The sequence below is a fragment of the Senegalimassilia faecalis genome (genome assembly GCF_004135645.1).
Classification (GTDB): Bacteria; Actinomycetota; Coriobacteriia; order Coriobacteriales; family Eggerthellaceae; genus Senegalimassilia; species Senegalimassilia faecalis.
On sequence record NZ_SDPW01000001.1, the window covers coordinates 986,307 to 1,004,509 of the forward strand.

At 61.2% G+C, this 18,203-nt stretch carries 12 protein-coding genes and 1 tRNA gene; all 13 read right to left on the bottom strand.

The features are described 5' to 3' along the window. Positions 1 to 33: 33 nt before the first annotated feature. On the bottom strand, positions 34 to 1,680 hold the full coding sequence (locus ET524_RS04110; protein WP_129423464.1) for a Na+/H+ antiporter NhaC family protein: 1,647 nt from the start codon (positions 1,678 to 1,680) through the stop codon (positions 34 to 36). 319 nt (positions 1,681 to 1,999) lie between these two features. Beyond that, positions 2,000 to 3,550 carry a sodium:solute symporter family protein gene (locus tag ET524_RS04115; protein WP_129423466.1) on the bottom strand — a complete coding sequence of 517 codons (1,551 nt, stop codon included), beginning with the start codon at positions 3,548 to 3,550 and terminating at the stop codon, positions 2,000 to 2,002. A 216-nt stretch (positions 3,551 to 3,766) separates the two neighbouring features. Next, entirely contained in the window at positions 3,767 to 3,958 is a 192-nt protein-coding gene (locus tag ET524_RS04120; protein ID WP_129423469.1) for a hypothetical protein, read from the bottom strand. Between the two features lie 780 nt (positions 3,959 to 4,738). Further along, positions 4,739 to 5,980 carry a phenylacetate--CoA ligase family protein gene (locus tag ET524_RS04125; RefSeq protein WP_129423471.1) on the bottom strand — a complete coding sequence of 414 codons (1,242 nt, stop codon included), beginning with the start codon at positions 5,978 to 5,980 and terminating at the stop codon, positions 4,739 to 4,741. A 480-nt stretch (positions 5,981 to 6,460) separates the two neighbouring features. Continuing rightward, positions 6,461 to 7,057, bottom strand: a complete 597-nt coding sequence (locus ET524_RS04130) for a 2-oxoacid:acceptor oxidoreductase family protein (protein WP_129423473.1) — start codon at positions 7,055 to 7,057, stop codon at positions 6,461 to 6,463. Next, complete coding sequence (locus ET524_RS04135; RefSeq protein WP_129423475.1) at positions 7,050 to 8,990, bottom strand: thiamine pyrophosphate-dependent enzyme; 1,941 nt, start codon at positions 8,988 to 8,990, stop codon at positions 7,050 to 7,052. Before ET524_RS04135 ends, ET524_RS04130 begins: the two co-directional genes overlap by 8 nt. 375 nt (positions 8,991 to 9,365) lie before the next feature. Continuing rightward, entirely contained in the window at positions 9,366 to 9,836 is a 471-nt protein-coding gene (purE, locus tag ET524_RS04140; protein ID WP_129423477.1) for a 5-(carboxyamino)imidazole ribonucleotide mutase, read from the bottom strand. Between the two features lie 349 nt (positions 9,837 to 10,185). Next, positions 10,186 to 10,261 (bottom strand) — tRNA-Phe (locus tag ET524_RS04145). Positions 10,262 to 10,461: 200 nt separating this feature from the next. Then, a complete protein-coding gene (locus tag ET524_RS04150) occupies positions 10,462 to 11,790 on the bottom strand; it encodes a coproporphyrinogen III oxidase family protein (RefSeq protein WP_129423479.1) in 1,329 nt (442 codons plus the stop codon). A gap of 153 nt (positions 11,791 to 11,943) precedes the next feature. After that, the gene (gene purD / locus ET524_RS04155; RefSeq protein ID WP_129423481.1) at positions 11,944 to 13,236 is read right to left on the bottom strand and encodes a phosphoribosylamine--glycine ligase; all 1,293 of its coding nucleotides are present in this window, start codon (positions 13,234 to 13,236) and stop codon (positions 11,944 to 11,946) included. 123 nt (positions 13,237 to 13,359) lie between these two features. Next, positions 13,360 to 14,676 (bottom strand): adenylosuccinate synthase, encoded by a 1,317-nt coding sequence (locus ET524_RS04160; protein WP_129423483.1) that lies wholly within the window; start codon positions 14,674 to 14,676, stop codon positions 13,360 to 13,362. Positions 14,677 to 14,721: 45 nt separating this feature from the next. Next, positions 14,722 to 16,902, bottom strand: a complete 2,181-nt coding sequence (locus ET524_RS04165) for an ATP-binding protein (RefSeq protein WP_129423485.1) — start codon at positions 16,900 to 16,902, stop codon at positions 14,722 to 14,724. After that, entirely contained in the window at positions 16,899 to 18,185 is a 1,287-nt protein-coding gene (locus tag ET524_RS04170; RefSeq protein WP_129423487.1) for a metallophosphoesterase family protein, read from the bottom strand. The genes ET524_RS04165 and ET524_RS04170 overlap by 4 nt, the downstream gene beginning before the upstream one ends. Between the last annotated feature and the right edge of the window lie 18 nt (positions 18,186 to 18,203).

Here is an 18,203-nt window from a genome sequence, read left to right on the forward strand (position 1 = left end):
GGCTGTCAGCTTCTGCCGGCTTTTCGCCAGCCGCTATTTCTTCGCGCCGAAGCTGGACTTATGCAGGCACAGCACGGCCACAACGGTCAGCACCACGCCAAGCGCCAGGGAAATCCACGGGTTCGCCGTGAAACCAGCCACGATGTAGCACACGAAGCACACCACCATGACGGTGGTGGCATACGGCAGCTGCGTAGCCACATGACGCAGGTGGTTGCACTTCGCGCCCGCCGACGACAGGATCGTCGTGTCCGAAATCGGCGAGATGTGGTCGCCGTACACAGCACCGGCCAGCGTTGCGCCAACCGCCACCAGGAACAGAGGGTCGCCCTCGGGGAACACGCCCACCACGATGGGCAGGATCAGCGCGATGGTACCCCAGCTGGTGCCCATGGCAAAGCCGATGAAGCCCGCCACCAGGAAGATAATGCACGGCAGAATGCCCAGGCCAACGCCCAAACCGTTCAGGAAATTGCTCACGAACTCGCCCGTGCCCAGCATATAGCGGCAGCAGCCGCCCAAGCTCCACGCCAGCACCAAAATCATGATGGCGCCCACCATGGAGCGCACGCCTTCGGAGATGCTCTCCACGAAGCCGCTCAGCGTGGTCAGGCCACGCGGCAGGAACATGGCGCCAGCAACGCACAGCGCCACGGTGGCGCCGATGCACAGGCCGCTGACCGGGTCTTCGCCAACCGCGGTGGCGAAATCGACGCCTTCGAAGAAGCCGCCCGTGTACAGCATGCCCAGGATAGAGAACACGATGAGCACCAGAATAGGCACCACCAGGTCGTGCACCTTGCCCTTTTCGGAGATGTTCAAGCCCTTGTACTCTTCCATGGCCGGCGCAGCGGACATCTCGATGTCGGACTGCTCGGTAACCACCGACTCCAGGTTCGTATGGTCGTCAAGGTTCGCCTCGGCCTTGTCGGACAGACCCATGGTGGCCATCTTTTCAAGCGCGCCGCCTTCACGCACGATTTCGCCGCGGGCCTCTTCCTCAGCCGCGCGCATCGGGCCGTAATCGTTCTTGCCCGAAATCAGCATGAAGAACACGAAGAAGATGGTCAGCAGCGCGTAGAAGTTGTACGGAATAGATTGTACGAACGTGGTGAAACCGTCTTCGCCCAGGTAACCGCCAACCGCAACGGCCCACGAGGACACCGGCGCGATGATGCACACCGGGGCAGCCGTGGAGTCGATGATCCATGCCAGCTTTTCGTGGCTGACGCGGAATTTGTCAGTGACGGGACGCATAACGGCGCCGACCGTCAGGCAGTTGAAGTAATCGTCCACGAAGATGATGATGCCAAGCAGCGCCGTGAGCACCTGGGCCATCTTCGCGTTCTTGATATGGGTGGACACCCACTCCGCATACGCGCGGCTGCCGCCCGCCGTGGCGATGACCACGGTCAGCGCGCCCAGCAGCGCAAGGAATAGCAGCAGCGCTCCGTTGTCGGCGATTTGCATGGCCATGGCGCTGGGCACGTCGGTAAACGCCGTGACCAGCGGGTCGACACCCACGCCGTTGAGGGTGAACTGGTAGATGACCATGCCCACGAACACGCCGATGGTCAGCGACGAGTACACCTCCTTCGTGATGAGTGCCAGAGCCAGCGCCAGCAGCGGCGGCACGATTGACCACGCGCCGGTGCTGATAAGCTCGAAAGCCTCTTCCATTTCCTTTCCCTTCCTAAACTCGAGGAACTTGTTGCGCACCAGTATACCCACGCCAAGCGCCCACACGCAGACGATTCCGCAGACGGGTCACACGCGAAACAAGGGGCTTAGGGCAAACGCGCACAAGTTCCCCCATGGACCGAAGCGCATTCAAGGCGCGGTACAAGCGTGTGGGCGGCTTTAGAAGACATCTATGCCACGAACTTCCTTCGACCCCCGCAGCTGCTAACAACCTGCCGCTTCAGCCCGCAAAACACGAGAAGGGAACTTGCGGCAAGTCACCCTTCCCTGTCCTAGGTATGTTCAGCTAGCGTTTGCGCTATTTCGCTTCGCTTTCGGCGGCCAGTTCTTGCTGGTATTCGCGGTCGATGGCGCCTTCGGGCGTGGGCGGATTCACCTCGAACGGCACCGCCTTCGTGAACAGGCTGACCACCGGCACGATAACCAGCGACAGCAGCATGGCCAGCGCGCCGCAGTTGATGGGGCTGGCGATCAGCGGCGTGCCCATAAGCGTGAGCACCATGTTTCCGCTGGTCAGGCATACGCCCACGATGAAGCTGCACCACACGGCAGCCTTGGAGATGCGGCCGGAGTACAAGCCCCACAGGAACGGGCCCAAAAATGCGCCAGCAAGCGCGCCCCAGGAAATGCCCATGAGCTGCGCGATGAACGTGATGGACGAATTGTACTGCACCAGCGCCAGCGCGGCGGAAACCACGATGAACACCACGATCAGACCGCGCATCCAGCCGAGCTTCTTTTTCTCGCTCATGCCCTTCACCACGTTGCCCTGCAGCAGGTCAAGCGTCAGCGTGGACGACGAGGTGAGCACCAGCGACGACAGCGTGGACATGCTGGCCGAAAGCACCAGCACGATCACGATGCCGATGAGCAGGTCAGGCAGCGTGGACAGCATAGTGGGGATGATGGAGTCGTACACCGGAGCGCCGTTGGCACCCATCTCGATCTGATCAGCGTATAAGCGGCCGAAACCGCCCAGGAAGTAGCTGCCGCCAGCAACCACGAACGCGAACAACGTGGAGATGATAGCGCCCTGCTTCACGGCCGGACCAGACTTGATGGCGTAAAACTTCTGCACCATCTGCGGCAGACCCCACGTGCCCAGGCTGGTCAGCACCACCACGCCAAGCAGGTTGAACAGGTCAGGGCCGAACATGCTGACGAACGGGCCGGCCATCTGCGAGCCCTCGGCAGGAATCTGAGACAGCGTGGTGATGGCCTCGCTGAAGCCGCCGTTGTTCAGGATAACCGCCGCGATAACGGCCACAATGCCGAACAGCATGACGATGCCCTGCAGAAAGTCGTTCATGACCGTGGCCATGTAGCCGCCAAGCACCACGTACAGGCAGGTGATAACGGCCATGCCGATGACGCATACCTCGTACGGCAGGCCAAATGCCATGCCGAATAGGCGCGACAGGCCGTTGTACACGCTGGCGGTGTAGGGGATCAGGAACACGAAGATGATGGCCGCGCTGGCAATGCGCAGGCCCTTCGACTTGAAGCGCTTGCCGAAGAACTCGGGCATGGTGGTGGCACCCAAGCGGTGCGTCATCTCGCGCGTGCGCGGGCCAAGCACCCACCAGGCCAGCAAGCTGCCCAGAATAGCATTGCCGATGCCGGCCCACACGGCGGCGATGCCGTATTTCCAGCCGAACTGGCCAGCGTAGCCGACGAACACCACAGCAGAGAAGTAGCTAGTGCCGTATGCGAACGCGCTCATCCAGGGGCCGACGTTGCGGCCGCCCAGCACGAAGCCATCGACGCTTGACGTTGTACGTCTACAGTACAACCCTACGCCGACTGCCACGCCGATGAAAATCAAAACCATGCAGATTTTTGCAACCATTAGTCTATTCCTTTATCGAGGTCTATCGAGGTACAAATGACCCGACACTGCGCATTTCACCAGGTCAAGCTGGCGTGAAATCAATTGGTTCGCTGCGTCGAGGAGCTTTGACACGCAAGAAGCACGCGCCAAAGCGCAAAGGCGCACACGCGATTTGCCCGAGTTTCGCCAAACGAAAGCACCGAAGAGCTAACGCACGGCAGCAAATCCCGTGTGCTAGATATATCGATAGGAATAGTAGGTGTAGAAGCAAGGCTCCATTGACCCGAATTCACCGGCCTTTATCCTCGCAAGATACATTGCCTGGACATCTGCGTTCGCAAGCGCGGTGAAGCGCATGAGCGCGGCAAGCTGCAGCTGCAGACGGCAGCGAGAAGATGCAGCGGTATGTCCCTGGGCGATGTTCATGGCGCATACTCTACCACACTATTTTGGTTAAGCGTTCACAATTTCTTCAATGGTTGCGGAGATTATCCTCATATTTTGATTCTCAGTTTTAGAATATTACCCGTATTTCATTGCATACTTTCATTATAGGCGCAACAATTGTCCTATAGGTTTCGCACATATTTACACAGATTCGCAAATATGTTTCTTTTCGAAGGGAATCGTAACCAGTAAAATACTTGGTGTCGGGAGAGCAATCCCCTTCGGTGAGCGACATGTCATCCCCTTTTACACAGTCGCCACCGGCATTCCTGACGTTGGTATGGTGTAGCGTCGGTGCCGCGTTTTCCCCTTATCGCGACATCGTGAACAACAACACTACATCGGTCGCGCGGCTATCGGCTGCCGACCACCCCTCCTCCTCCTTGCCGACCCGCGTCCCCTCACCTATGGCGGGTCGGCCTTTTTATGCCTTCATGCGCCCGAATGGGACAAAGGGACAGTCCCTTTGTCCCATTCGGGCATGCCGGTGCGAGCAACAAAGCCTATCAAGAAGAATACGTAGCGTCGAGCGCAAGCTCGACCCCAAATAGAAAGCGCCAATGGCGCGCCACCAATTTCCCCATGAGTAAAATTTGGTGACGCGTCCTTTGGGCGCTGACTAAAAAGGGACGAGCTTTCGCTCGTCCCTACGATTTCGCTCGCATATCGATTTCAGGCCACATTCCCACACTTCGGTCGCATATCGATTTCCGGCCGCGTTCCCACGCTTCGGTCGAATTTCAACCTCGCCCTGCGCCCCTAGTAGCGGCTGTCGAAGATGCGCTTCGTTTTCTTTTCGCTGCGCGGAAGTTCGCCCATGGGAACGCCCTTTGCCTCGGGCGTGCAGCCGATCTTCGCCTTGAAGATGGCGGCCAGCTGCGCCTCGCAGCGCTCGAGCTCTTCGCCCTCAAGCGGCGTCTCGAACAGCACGGTCAGCACATCGTGCCCGTTCACGGCCTCGATCATCACCTGATACTCCGACGAAGCGCCGTCGGTAAACTGAATGACTTCCTCTATCTGCGCCGGGAACATGTTGCAGCCCTTCACCTTCACCATGTCGTCGGTGCGGCCTGTCAGGATGTCGATGCGCGGGTGGTGGCAGCCGTACGCACACTTGCAGTCGCCCGGGATGATGCGCGTCAGGTCGTGCGTGCGGTAGCGGATAAGCGGCGCGCCCTGCTTGCGCAGCGTGGTCAGCACCAGCTCGCCCACTTCGCCGTCGGGCAGCGGCTCGCCCGTCTTCGGGTCGACGATCTCGCAGTACACGTAGTCTTCCCAGATGTGCATGCCGTGGTGCTCGTTGCACGAAATGCCGATACCCGGGCCATATATCTCGGTCAAACCATAGATGTCGAAGATTTCGATGCCCATCTCGTTGGCGATGCGGTTGCGCATCTTGTCCCCCCAACGCTCGGAGCCGATCACGCCTTTGCGCAGGTCAAGCTTATCGCGCAGGCCGCGCTTGCTGATTTCCTCGGCCAGCAGCAGCGCATAGCTGCTAGTGCCGGTGATAACGGTGGTGTGCAGGTCCTGCATCATCTTTAGCTGCTTTTCCGTGTTGCCGGGGCCCATGGGGATGGCCATGGCGCCCAAACGCTCGCAGCCCAGCTGAAAGCCGATGCCGGCAGTCCACAGGCCATAGCCCGGAGTGATCTGGATACGGTCCTTGTTCGTGATGCCCGCCGTTTCGTAGCAGCGCGCGAAAATGGTTGCCCAGTCGATGACGTCCTGCTGCGTGTACGGGATGATAACCGGCGTGCCCGTAGTGCCCGACGAGCTGTGGATGCGCACAACCTCTTCGTCGGGAACGGCCTGCAGTCCCAGCGGATACGCCTCGCGCAGGTCGGCCTTTTCCGAAAACGGCAGCTTCTCGAAATCTTCCTGCGTCTGCACGTCGGACAGGTCGATTCCCTTGAATTTCCGCGCGTAGAACGGCGAGCGGTCCTTCAGCGTTTTGAACTGGTTCTTGATGAGCTCAAGCTGCTCCGGCTTCATATCCATAGTAATCTCCCTTGGTAGGTGACGAATGATTCGATTGAATAGCAGGAAAAGTGCGAAAGGCGCTTCAAGCCCGTAAGCGAAGGGCAAGCGTGAACATCCAAGCCCCAAGCCTTGCAGGTCTTGAAGCTAAAGCCATCGACCAGCCAACGCGGTGCGCGCGGCTATGCGGGAAGATATGTCGGCTGCGAAAGTCATATCGCCATTGTAGGGCAAACTGCAGAGCGCTCAATCCCCAAATAGCGAAGACGGGGCCGAAATAGGCCCCATCGGTGAAAAGTTTTGCATACTCGAGAGATGGTGCGCTCACGATGCGCGCCACAGTTTTGCGAAGACACTGCGTCGGCGGCGAACCGCACGCATGGCAACCCTCGTTAACGCGCACGCAGCGGCAAGTCGCAATGTTTCATACGCGAGACCGCCATCGCGCGCAAACCGCGCGCCACGTTTCTCAACTAGCAATCGCCCGCAATAGCCTGTCAGCTACTCCGCCACAGCAATATCCACGGCACGCAGATTCATGTCCACCAGCTTCGGCTTCACGCACGCGGCGATGGCGCTGCGCAGGTCAACCAAGCTGATAGGAATGCAACCCGTTTGCAGGGCTTTCGCCAGAAGCAGGTTGTTCAGCACCTTGCGGCTTCCCGCGGCCTCCACCAGCGCCTGGTCGTCCACGGGAATGAACGTTGCCTTCGTGCCCTCAAGCGCGCGCTGGATGTTCGCCACCACGTCGATTGCACGGTACGGGTCGGTGGACAGCGCCGCCGTGACGGGCTGCACCGCCGTGGTTGCCGTGACCAGCGTGCCCGCCGGCGCCAAGTACGGAAGCACGCGCGCAGCCTCGGCCGGCTCGAACGCGATGACCAGGTCGGCCATGCCGCGGCTTACCAGCGATGCGTGCACCGTTTCGCCCTTGTCGCCGATGCGCACGTGCGACACCACGTTGCCGCCGCGCTGCGCCATGCCGATGGTTTCGGCCGTGCGCACCTGCCAGCCCTTTTCAAGCGCCGCCTGGGCCAACAACTTCGCCGCCAAAACGGTGCCCTGCCCGCCTACGCCTGCAAGTAAAACGTTAAGCATTGTCGGCCCCTTCCCTCTTCGCAACCTGAATGCAATCGAACGGGCACACCTGCGTGCACAGCCCGCAACCGTTGCACTGGCTGGGGTCGATGAACGCCTGGCCGCGCTGGCCGCTTTTCGGGCCGCGCGCGTCGGCATCGAATCCGATGCCCGGGCAGCCGATCTCGGTGATGCACTTCTTGCAGCCGGTGCAGCGCTGCGCGTCAAGCACCACGGGGACTTCGGGCTTGAACAGCTGCACGCACGGGCTTTCGAACAGAATGGCCGATGGACCCTCGAAATCGATGGCTTTCTTCGCCGCATCGATGGATTGTTGCAGGTCAAGCGGGTTTGCGTGCACGATACACTCCATGCCAAGCGCCTCAAGCACGCGCTCAATGGAGATGGGCTTGCGCTTCGGGCCCATCAGCGTCACGCCCGTGCCCGGATGCGGCTGGCTGCCCGTCATGGCCGTGGTAGCGTTGTCAAGCACGCACAGCGTGAAGTCGTGGCCGTTGTACACCGCGTTGGCCACACCGGTCATGCCGCTGGCGAAGAACGTGGAGTCGCCGATGAACGCCAGCGCCTTCTTGCCGGGGTCGGCCACCGAAAAGCCCTGCGCCATGGTCACGCCGGCGCCCATGCAAAGGCACGTGTCCACCGCGTCAAGCGGCATGGCGTTGCCCAGCGTGTAGCACCCGATGTCGCCGCAGTACACAGCCGGCGTTTTGCCGAGCGCGCGCTTCACCGCGTAGAAGCTGCCGCGATGCGGGCAGCCCGGGCACAGCACCGGCGGGCGCACGGGCAGCGGGAACTCGGGTTCGGCCGATTCGTACGTTACGGGCGATTCCACCTGTGCAAGCTCGGGAACACCCAGGAACTTCGCCAAGCGCTCGACGATGTCGTCGACGTCGTTCTCGCCGCGGTCGCGCGCCTCGCCCGTCAACTTGCCGTGCACGTTATATGCCGCGTGCGTTTTGCCGGCGTACGCCAGCAGCTCGTCTTCGATGACGTGGTCAAGCTCTTCGAACACGATGACGTCCGAAAGCCCGGCCGCGAACTTCTCACACGTGCGCTCGGGGAACGGGAACGGCGTGCCCACCTGCCAGAAGCGGTAGGCCGGCATATGGATGCCGCGCTCGTCGGCGCGCTGCTCTAAGATGCGCAGCGCCTCAAGCGCATACGCTGCCGACACGCCGCCGGCCGCAATGCCGAAACGCGTGGATTCGCCCGCGATGCGACGTTCGTCCATGGGGTTGAAGCGCGCGAAACGTTCGTCGGCGGCGTACGTCACCGCAATCTTGCGCAGGCGCTCGTTGATTTCGCCATGGCCTTCGAAGGCGCGCTTCGGGAAGATGACCCAGCGCGAGTCACGCTGAAAGCCCTCTTCCGGCACCGGCTTGGCTTGCGTGCTTTCCGCAACGTCGAAGAACGTGGACGCATGGCAAACGCGCGTGGTGGGGCGCATGATGACCGGCGTTTTGTACTGCTCGGAAAGTTCGAACGCCGCCTGCATCATGGCGAAGCCCTGGTCGGGCGTGGCCGGATCGAGTACCGGCACCTTCGAGAAGTTGCCGAAGCGACGCGTGTCCTGCTCGGTTTGCGACGAGATGGGGCCCGGATCGTCTGCCACGAACAGCACCGTGCCGCCCTTGACGCCCACGTAGTTCAGGCTCATAAGCGCGTCGCTTGCCACGTTCAGGCCCACCTGCTTGCACGTGAACAGCGTACGCGCGCCGCAATACGCCGCGCCGGCCAGCAGCTCAAGCGCGCTTTTCTCGTTCGTTGACCACTCGACGTGCACGCCCTGGGCGGACCCGTCCGCATGCAGCTTCGCGATTGTTTCGATTACCTCCGATGACGGCGTGCCCGGATAGCCGGCGACCACGCGGACGCCCGCCTCCAAGGCGGCATGGGCGAATGCCTCGTTGCCCATCAGCAATTGTTTCGTCATACGCTTCCCCACCTCAAAGCTGTGTTCTCTCAAGCAAAACGTAAGGCTGTTTCACGTGAAACAGCCGCTTTGTCGTCTGACTATGCACTCCATGATAGCAAAACGAAAGCGCCCCTCAGCTGCGCTTTCGATGCAAGGGCTGAATAGGTCGATGAAGCAAGATGAGGATTGGAATCGATTTCCTTGCTGCGAGGGGGATCTTCAATCTGCCGATGGTTTTCGCTTCAGCCTGCCTTCGCCGCAAGTGAAACCAGGGCTTTTGGCGAATCCGCCGATGACCTCTTTCTCGCTTGCCCGAAGCCCACCTTGCCCATTGACGCCCATAACAGCAAAGAAGGCGACGGACCGTCCCGTCGCCTTCTCGAAAACGCGCTGTTACGCCTCGGCCATAGCCTTCTTCATGTCGATGATCTTCTGGCGTGCGCCGTCGCAACCCGTGCCCAGCATCTGCACCGCCAGGATGGCCGCATTCTTGGCACCGTTGATGGCAACGGTGGCCACCGGCACGCCGGAGGGCATCTGCACCATGGAAAGCAGCGAATCCAGGCCACCCAGGTCGCTGGTTTTCATAGGCACGGCGATAACGGGATCGGGCGTGTAAGCCGCAACCACGCCACCCAAATGCGCAGCCTTGCCGGCAGCGGCAATGATGACCTTGATGCCGCGCTCATGCGCTGTGGACGCCCATTCGTGCACCTCGGCGGGCTTGCGGTGCGCGCTGGCAACCTTCACCTCATACGGAACGCCGAACTCGTCGAGCTGTTTCATGCACGGCTCCATGTTGGGCATGTCGCTTTCCGAGCCCATGATGATGCCGACAACCGGATTCTTATGATCGCAAGACATTGTGCAACCCTTCCTTCGCGCGATTCTTTCCACAAGCAGTGTAGCGCGCAAGAAGAGGCCAACACGAAACCGCACGAAAGCCGAATAAAGCCGCAGGGGTAGGAAGAGAGAACGCACGGAATGCCGAAGTGCCTGGCATACGTCAAATCGTGGGGTTGAGCGAAAGCTCAGCCGTTTTAATGTAGCGCCAAAGGGCGCGCCACTACTTTCCAAACGCGCGTGCAATAAGTTAGTGATGCGCCTTCGGCGCTTTTGGATGGGTCGAGCTTGCGCTCGACGCTACGAGGTCCGTCCCTGAGGTAACCTCAACAGCAAAAAAGTAGGAGCCCGAAGGCTCCTACGGTGTTTATGGTGGTCGGAGGGGGACTTGAACCCTCGGCACGGGGATTTTCAGTCCCCTGCTCTACCAACTGAGCTACCCGACCAGAAGTCGTTCGTTTCGAACGCGAGTTAGTATAATACGGGAAGCATCCCGGTCCGTCAAGCGGTTTGAGAAAAATCTTTTCTCAAACCTCCCGCACGCCCATAACATCCCGATTATGCACGAGCAGCGCACCGTTTCCGGCTGCACAGCGCTCGTCGCCTTCACGCACAAAACCGAAGAACGCCCAGCAACCGCAAACCGCTACTTGCACTCGGCGCAGCCGCTGCCAAACAGCAGTTCCTTCTCTTCGCCGGGAAGCACCGCACGAGCCTGGTCGCGCAGGTTGTTCACGCCAATGAAGAACTGGCGCATCATCACCACCAGCAGGTAGCGGCCCTTCGGTGTAAGCGTCAGTTCGTCGGCGTTGTCGGTGGCGAACGCCCCCGACGCCTTCATGAACGCCATCTCCGCAGGCAGACCGCGCTCGACCGAGCAGCCGAAATCCTTCTTGAACTGGCGCTTGTCCAGACGCAGGCCGAACAGCTGCATCATGAAGCGATAGCGCATGCGGTCGCGCTTGCTGAACGTGGTCTTGCCCATGATGGACATGTGACCAGCCTCGATGCACTTGTTGTAATCCTTCACGCTAAACGTGTTCACGTACAGGTTGCTGCCCAGATACGTGATGCCGCCGCTGCCGATGGCCGGATACTCCTCGTAGTCCACCACGTACTCGTCGATCATGGCGTCCTCGCCTGCGGCCGACGTGTTGCGCTTGTTGAACGTCCACGCGCTGCCGTGCTCGAACAAATGCAGCGGGCCGCCCGTCAGAAGTTCGCAAATAATCTCGTAGTACTTCTGCTCGCGCGCGTAATCCACCTTGCCAACGGTGCGCGCCAGGCTGCGCTCAACCGACGGCGACGCCATCAGCGGGTAGAACGTCGTCTGCGTGCAACCGCTTTCGATGACGCGCTCGATGTCGCTGATAAGGATATCCTCGGTCTGCGCAGGGAAGTTGAAGATCATGTCCGCGTTCATGGACGTGAAGTACGGGCTGGCGTCCTGAATGCGCGCGATAATCTCCTGGCCGCTGCCATACTTGTCGTAGCGGTCCATCTGCTTGAGCAGGTCGTCGTCGAAGCTTTGAACGCCAACGGACAGGCGCTGCACGCGCCCCTGCAGCTTGTCAAGGTAGCGGGGAATCAGATGGTTCGGGTTCGTTTCGCTGGAAACTTCCTTGATGCTGAACAGCTCACGCGCCTGATCGATGGTGTCGCACAGTTCATCGATCATGATGGTGGGCGTGCCGCCGCCAATGTAGACGCTGTCGAAGTCGTAGCCCAAGTCCTTCAGCATGCGCATTTCCTTGCGCATGTTCTCGAAGTACGGGCGTGCGCGCTCCTCGGAGAACGGGAAGCGGTTGAAGCTGCAATACGGGCACAAGCGCTCGCAAAACGGCACGTGCATGTACAGCATATAGCGCTGACCAGGCACGGGAGCCGGCATCGTCACTTCATCGGTCGGTTTCAGTTTCAGGTATTGGTTCGTGCACTGGCGAACCACCGTGGTAAGCAAACGCTCGGACAGCATGTTTCGCGTGCTCCTTCTCTCGTCATAAGTAAACGGTAGGAATTATATCCTACCGTTTAAGTCTCATATAATCTTGACGAAGCCTTCAAGCAGTCAGCTCGAGTTCTTCACCGTCCAAGCGCGCCGCGCGGACAGACGCGCCAAGCGTGCCGTTTACGCCCAGGCACCGCGACCGGCGGCCGCCTTCGCACCGATGTCGGTGCGAAGCTGCTTGCCCTCGAAATTGATGACGTCGCAAGCCTCGTAGGCCTTTTCGCGCGCCTCGTCGAACGTCTTGCCAAGCGCAACCACGTTCAACACGCGCCCGCCGGCCGTAACCAGCTCGCCATCGGCGTTGCGGGCGGTGCCGGCATGGAACACCGTCACGCCGTCCATGGCCTCGGCGTCCTCGACGCCGAGGATGACCTTGCCCTTCTCGTACTTGCCCGGGTAGCCCGCCGAAGCAAGTACCACGCACACGGCCCATTGGTCGTCCCACGTCAGGTCGATGTCGTCGGGACGGCCTTCGGCCACGGCCATCATCACGTCCACCAGATCGTTCTGCAAACGCGGCAGCACCACCTGCGTTTCCGGATCGCCGAAGCGGGCGTTGTACTCAAGCACCTTCGGGCCTTCGGGCGTCAGCATGAAGCCGCCGTACAGCACGCCGCGGTAGTCGTGCTCAAACGGCGCGCGGGCCGTTGCAGCCGCGGCCGTCTGCATGACCTGCTGCATGGCCTCAAGCTCTTCGGGCGTCACAATCGGCACCGGCGAGTACACGCCCATGCCGCCGGTGTTCGGACCCTTGTCGCCATCGAAAGCGCGCTTGTGGTCCTGCGCCGTTGCCATGCAATGCGCCTTGCCGCCGGAAACGAACGCCAGAAGCGAGCACTCGGGGCCGGTCAGGCACTCCTCCACCAGCACCTTCGAGCCTGCGTCGCCGAACGCACCGTCGAAGCAGCTGCGAACGGCTTCTTCGGCCTCTTCGATGGTTTGCGCAACCACAACGCCCTTGCCAGCGGCCAGGCCGTCGGCCTTCACCACAACGGGGGCACCCAGCTCGCGCACGTAGGCCAGCGCCGGCTCAAGCTCGGTGAAGCTGCCGTAGCGCGCCGTGGGGATGCCGTTGGCCTCCATGAATTCCTTGCTGTAGGTTTTGCTACCCTCAAGCTGCGCACCCTGCGCGTCGGGGCCGAACACGGCCACGCCAGCCGCGCGCAGCACGTCGGCCACGCCGGCAACCAGCGGGGCTTCCGGGCCGATGACCACCAGGTCGATGGAGTGCTGCTGCACAAAGGCCAGCACCGCTTCGCCATCTTCGGCATTCAAGCCCGCAACGTTTTGCGCGATGTCGGACGTGCCGCCGTTGCCGGGAGCAACGAAAAGCTCGTCAGTGCGCGCAGATTTAGCCAACGCCCATGTGATGGCATGCTCGCGACCGCCGCCGCCCAAGACCAGGATGTTCATGAATGACAACCTCCCAAGTGTCCGAATGTCGTTTTCCGAGGTAATACGCGCGTGCGGGCCTGCAGCTTAGCAGCCCCGCACGATAATGCACTTCTATTTCACGCTGATGCCGACAAGCAAGGTTTAGCCCTGCCAGCCGCGCATGATGGTTTGGTCGCGATCGGGGCCAACGGCCACGATGCTGATCGGCACGCCAATGGTGCGCTCGAGGTATTCCACGTAGGACTTGGCGTTTTCCGGCAGCTCGTCGAACGTGCGGCACCCGGTGATGTCCTCGCCCTTCCAGCCCGGCAGCTCCTCGTAGATGGGCTTGGCGTGGAACAGCACGCTTTGCTGCATGGGGAAATAATCGTAGCGCTCGCCGTTGCACTCATAGGCAACGCACACCTTGATGGTATCGAACGCGGAAAGCACGTCGAGCTTCGTGAGCGCCACGTCCGTCAGGCCGTTCACGTCAGCCGCATAGCGCGCGATGACCGCGTCGAACCAGCCACAACGGCGCTTGCGGCCGGTGGTCACGCCGTATTCGTGGCCCACCTGGCACAGTGTTTCGCCCTCTTCGGCCTCGATGCCTTCGCCACCGTCTTCAGCGTACTTGAGCTCGGTAGGGAAAGGACCGCCGCCGACGCGCGTGATGTAGGCCTTCTGAATGCCCAGCACGCGGTCGATGTTGACCGGGCCCACGCCCGAACCCGTGGCTGCGCCGCCGGCGCAGCACGAAGAGGACGTGACGTAGGGGTACGTGCCATGGTCGATGTCGAGCAGCGTGCCTTGCGCGCCCTCGAACAGGATGGACTTGCCGGCGCGCACGGCGTCGTTGAGCATCTGGCTGGTTTCGGCCATGTATTGCTTGAGGATGCGGGCGTACGGCAGGTACTCTTCGCAAATCTCCTCCACCGTGTAGGTGTGCAGGCCATAGATCTTCTCGAGGATGGCGTTTTTCTGCACCAGCGCCGTTTCAACCTTCAGGCGGAAAATCTTCTCGTCCATAAGGTCTTGGATGCGGATGCCTTTGCGGGCAACCTTGTCCTGGTAGCACGGGCCGATGCCGCGCTTCGTGGTGCCGATTTTGTGCTCGCCCAGGCTTTTCTCGTCCGCGCCGTCAAGGTCTTTGTGGTACGGCATGATCACATGCGCGTCGCAGCTGATCTTGAGGTTCTTGCAGGAGATGCCCTCGGCTTCCAACATGGCCATTTCCTTGACCAGCACGCCGGGGTCGACCACAACGCCGTTGCCGATGACCGGGATGGCGTTCTCGTACATGACGCCGGACGGCATCAGGTGCAGCGCCAGCTTCTTGTCGCCGTGAATCACGGTGTGGCCGGCGTTGTTGCCGCCCTGATAACGAACGACGTAGTCGTATTTGCTTGCGATAAGATCGGTAATCTTGCCTTTACCTTCGTCGCCCCACTGGGCGCCAACCAGAACGGTGTTCGGCATGTGTGCGCATCCTTTCAGTTACTGTGTCGCAACCCTCACAGTTTACTACAGAACCACTTCATTCAACGACGAATCGGCCAGGCGCATCGTATCGACGATTTCTTCATGGCACGTCAACATGATCACCTGGCGATGACAGGCCAGCTCCGCCAGCGCGCGAGCGGCGGCCACGCGGCGCTTGGAGTCGAAATTCACCAGAATGTCGTCGGCGATGATGGGGATGTTGCGCCCCACGTTGTCGGCCGTGATAAGCAACGCGATGCGCAGCGCCAGGTACAGCTGCTGGCACGTACCCAGCGAAAGGTGCACCGGTTCGCGCGTGGTCAGCATGTCGTTGGAAACCTGCAGGCGGCCTTCCCTGCTCATGGAGACGCTTGTCCATTTGCCGTCGGTCATGTCGGCAAGCAGCTTGCTGGCGCGCGCATACACCTCGGGCTGGCTTTTGCTCTCCCATGCCGCGATGGCTGTTTCCAGCATGCGGCGCGCAAGCAGCAGCTTGGCGAATTCCATGGCGCTCCGATCGCGGCGCGTTTGCAGCTCTTGGTAGCGCAGCTTGAGCTCGTCGAACGCGCGCTCCGATCTGCCGTACGCCAGAATTTGGCTAAGCTCGCCATAACGCCTGTTCAGATGCTCGCTGTTTTCCATTAAGCCCTCGCGCTGCCGCGTTTTGCGCGCGACGAACGCGTCCACGGCCTCGATGGTGCCGCGCTCGGGGCGGAAACCCATGTCCCCGTACAGCGCGTTGCGGGTGTTTGTGGACGCATCCAGCGTTTCCTCAAGCGCCGTGCGTCGCGACACCAGCGCTTGCCGGCGCTGCAGGTACAGCGCGTTGTTGGCGCGCATGTCGTGCGCCTCGTCCAGAAGCGTGCGCGCGTGGCGCAGCGAGTCTTTCGCTTCCGAAAGGCCCATCTCCGCCAGCTCGTTTTCCACGCGCACACGGTGTTGCTCCTGCTCAGCGCAACAAGTTTCAAGCTTTTTCTTGTCCTGCAACATCACCCAGCGCGCATCTTGCACGCGCGCATCTGCCGCTTCGGCCTTCTTGTTCGGCTTGAACAGCAGCGCCAGGGAAGCCGCCGCCAGAATGACCGCCACCAACACCAGGCAGAAGCCCAGCGCCGTGAACGACAGGCTGGTGATTTCGCGGCCGTGCATGAACAGAGGAATGCCCGCGGACATGAACGCCACCGGCAGCGCGATGGACAGCGCTACCTGCACGTATTGCTGCCGACGCGCCGCCTGGGCAATTGCCTGCTCGTCATCGGCCTCAAGCAGCGCCTCATACGACGCCTTCGAGGTGGCGAAATTGTCGCGTGCCAGGTCAACGGCGTGTTCGAACTTGGCGTTTTCGGCCGCCAGCACCTCGATGCGGTCGCGCAGGTGCCGCTCTTCGGTGGCCGTGATGCCCGCAAGCTGCACCGCGTGCTCTTTCTGGGCCGAACGGTGCTCGCGACGCAGGTCGTCTTCCTGCTCGCGCAGATCCGCAATCTTCGCCTGCAGATCGCCCGTTTCAGCTTCCAGCTTCTCAAGCGTCTTGCGGTTTGCCGTCAGCATCTCGATTGATGCGTTCAGCTCGCTGATTTTCGTCAGCAGGTCCTCGCGCTGAGGGGCAAGCTCGGCGAACTCTTCGCTTTCGCGCTTGAGCTTCTCGACGCGCTCCGTCTCCTGCGCAATCTGCTCGCGAACAGCATTCTGCTCGCGCTCGATGTTCACCAGAGAGTTTTCCGCCGCCTGGGCACGCGACGTGAACGAGGCCAAACGCTGCTGCAGCTCCGCCAGCGCATGCGCCGGCGACGCGCCCGTGCCCGAACCCGCCGTCAGCAGCTTCGCCGCCACATCGGACGTGTTCTTCAAGCGGCGCAGCTCATCGCTTGAAAGGCTGAACATGGTGCGATACGTTTCGCGGTCGATGTCGGCCGCCACGGAAACGTCCCCCTGTAGCCCATCGGCGTTGCGCACGCGCGTGACCTGCGCCGTTTCGCCCGTTTGTTCATCGGCGAACACCAGCGTGCCTGAGCGCTCCGCGTTTGCCGGCTTGTACGTGTTGCGCAGGCCGCGCGCCTCTTCCCAACCGAACAGCACGCCGCCCACAAACTGCGACAACGTGGTTTTGCCCGCCTCGTTTTGACCGAACACCACATTCAGATGCGGCCCGAATGGCCCCACCACGCGGTTCGAGAACGCGCCGAACACATCGATTTTCGCATGCTTCAAATACTTGCCGCTCATTGGTCGTCACCCCAAGACAGCAGGTCAAGCACCAAATTCTCGGCCTCTTTCGTCAGCTTGTCCACTTTACCAGCGCACGCAGCGGGCATCTGCAGGTTGCGGTCGATGAACTCGGCCTGCAAAAACGCCACTGCATCTTCCTTGTTCTCGATTTGATCGTCGGCCACGCGCATCAACACCGCCGGGAACAGCCCTTCAGAGCGAAGCGCCTGCTCATCGCGCGGTTCGACCGTCGCGTCCACCAGCGTGTCGCAGAAAAACGACGAGTACGAGTCATTCACGTGCTTGCGCAAGTCCTCGATGACGTCCGGACGGCTCAGCACCTCGTGCAGCTTCGTTTTGCCCACCAGCGTGATGCGGGAGATCATCTCCTCGCAATGCGCTTTGCCGTTGGCGCGGAACTGCTCGCGCATAATCTTGTCGCCCACCTCGGGCAACGTTGCGCATTCCTCGACGTTCACGTCAAGGCGCTGCCACACCACGCTTGCCGTGGGGATATATTCCAGCTGCGGCGCGGCGCCTTCCGCAAGCGTCACGGCCATCACACCGCGCGTGCCCGTCTCCTTGATGTCGCGCCCCTGGATGCACCCCGAGAACGCTATGCGCGGATTTTCCTTGCTGGGATAGAGGTAACGCATATGAATATGCCCGCACGCCCAGTAATCCATGCCGGCGTTCATAAGCACCGAAGGGTTCACCGGCGCCTTGATGGGGTCAAGGTTCAGCCCCGTGTGCAGAACGCCGATGGAAAACGGTGCCTCGGCCACACGCGGACGAGCAGGCGAAAGCGCCTGGATGGCCGCTTGGCGCGTCAGGCCATCGGCGATGCACTCGTCCATGGGCCACGTTTGGTTATAGTAGCCGCGCCCCGCGATGATGCACGCAGGCTGGCCGTCTTTCTCGAACAGCTCGAACCCGGGGTGGTCGGCCGCAAGCATGCGCACGTTGTCCGGCAGCGCGAACATACTTTGCTGCCACGACGTGAACGGATCGTGGTTGCCCGTGATCATGTACACGGGAATGCCCGCGGCGCCAAGCGTGCGCATTCCCTCGAAAAAGTGCAGGTAGTCGCCATACGACGCGCGCGAAGCATCGAAGATGTCGCCCGCAATCACCACAAAGTCCACCTGCCGCTTCACCGCCGCATCGATCATACGGTCGAACGATTCGGCGATAGCCTGAATCAGCCGCGCGGCCCACAACTCGGAAACCTGCGCAAGCCCGCGAAAAGGCGCGCCAAGGTGAAGGTCGGCGGAATGAAGGAATGTCAGGCTCTTCGTCATGCAGCAGGCACGGCTCCT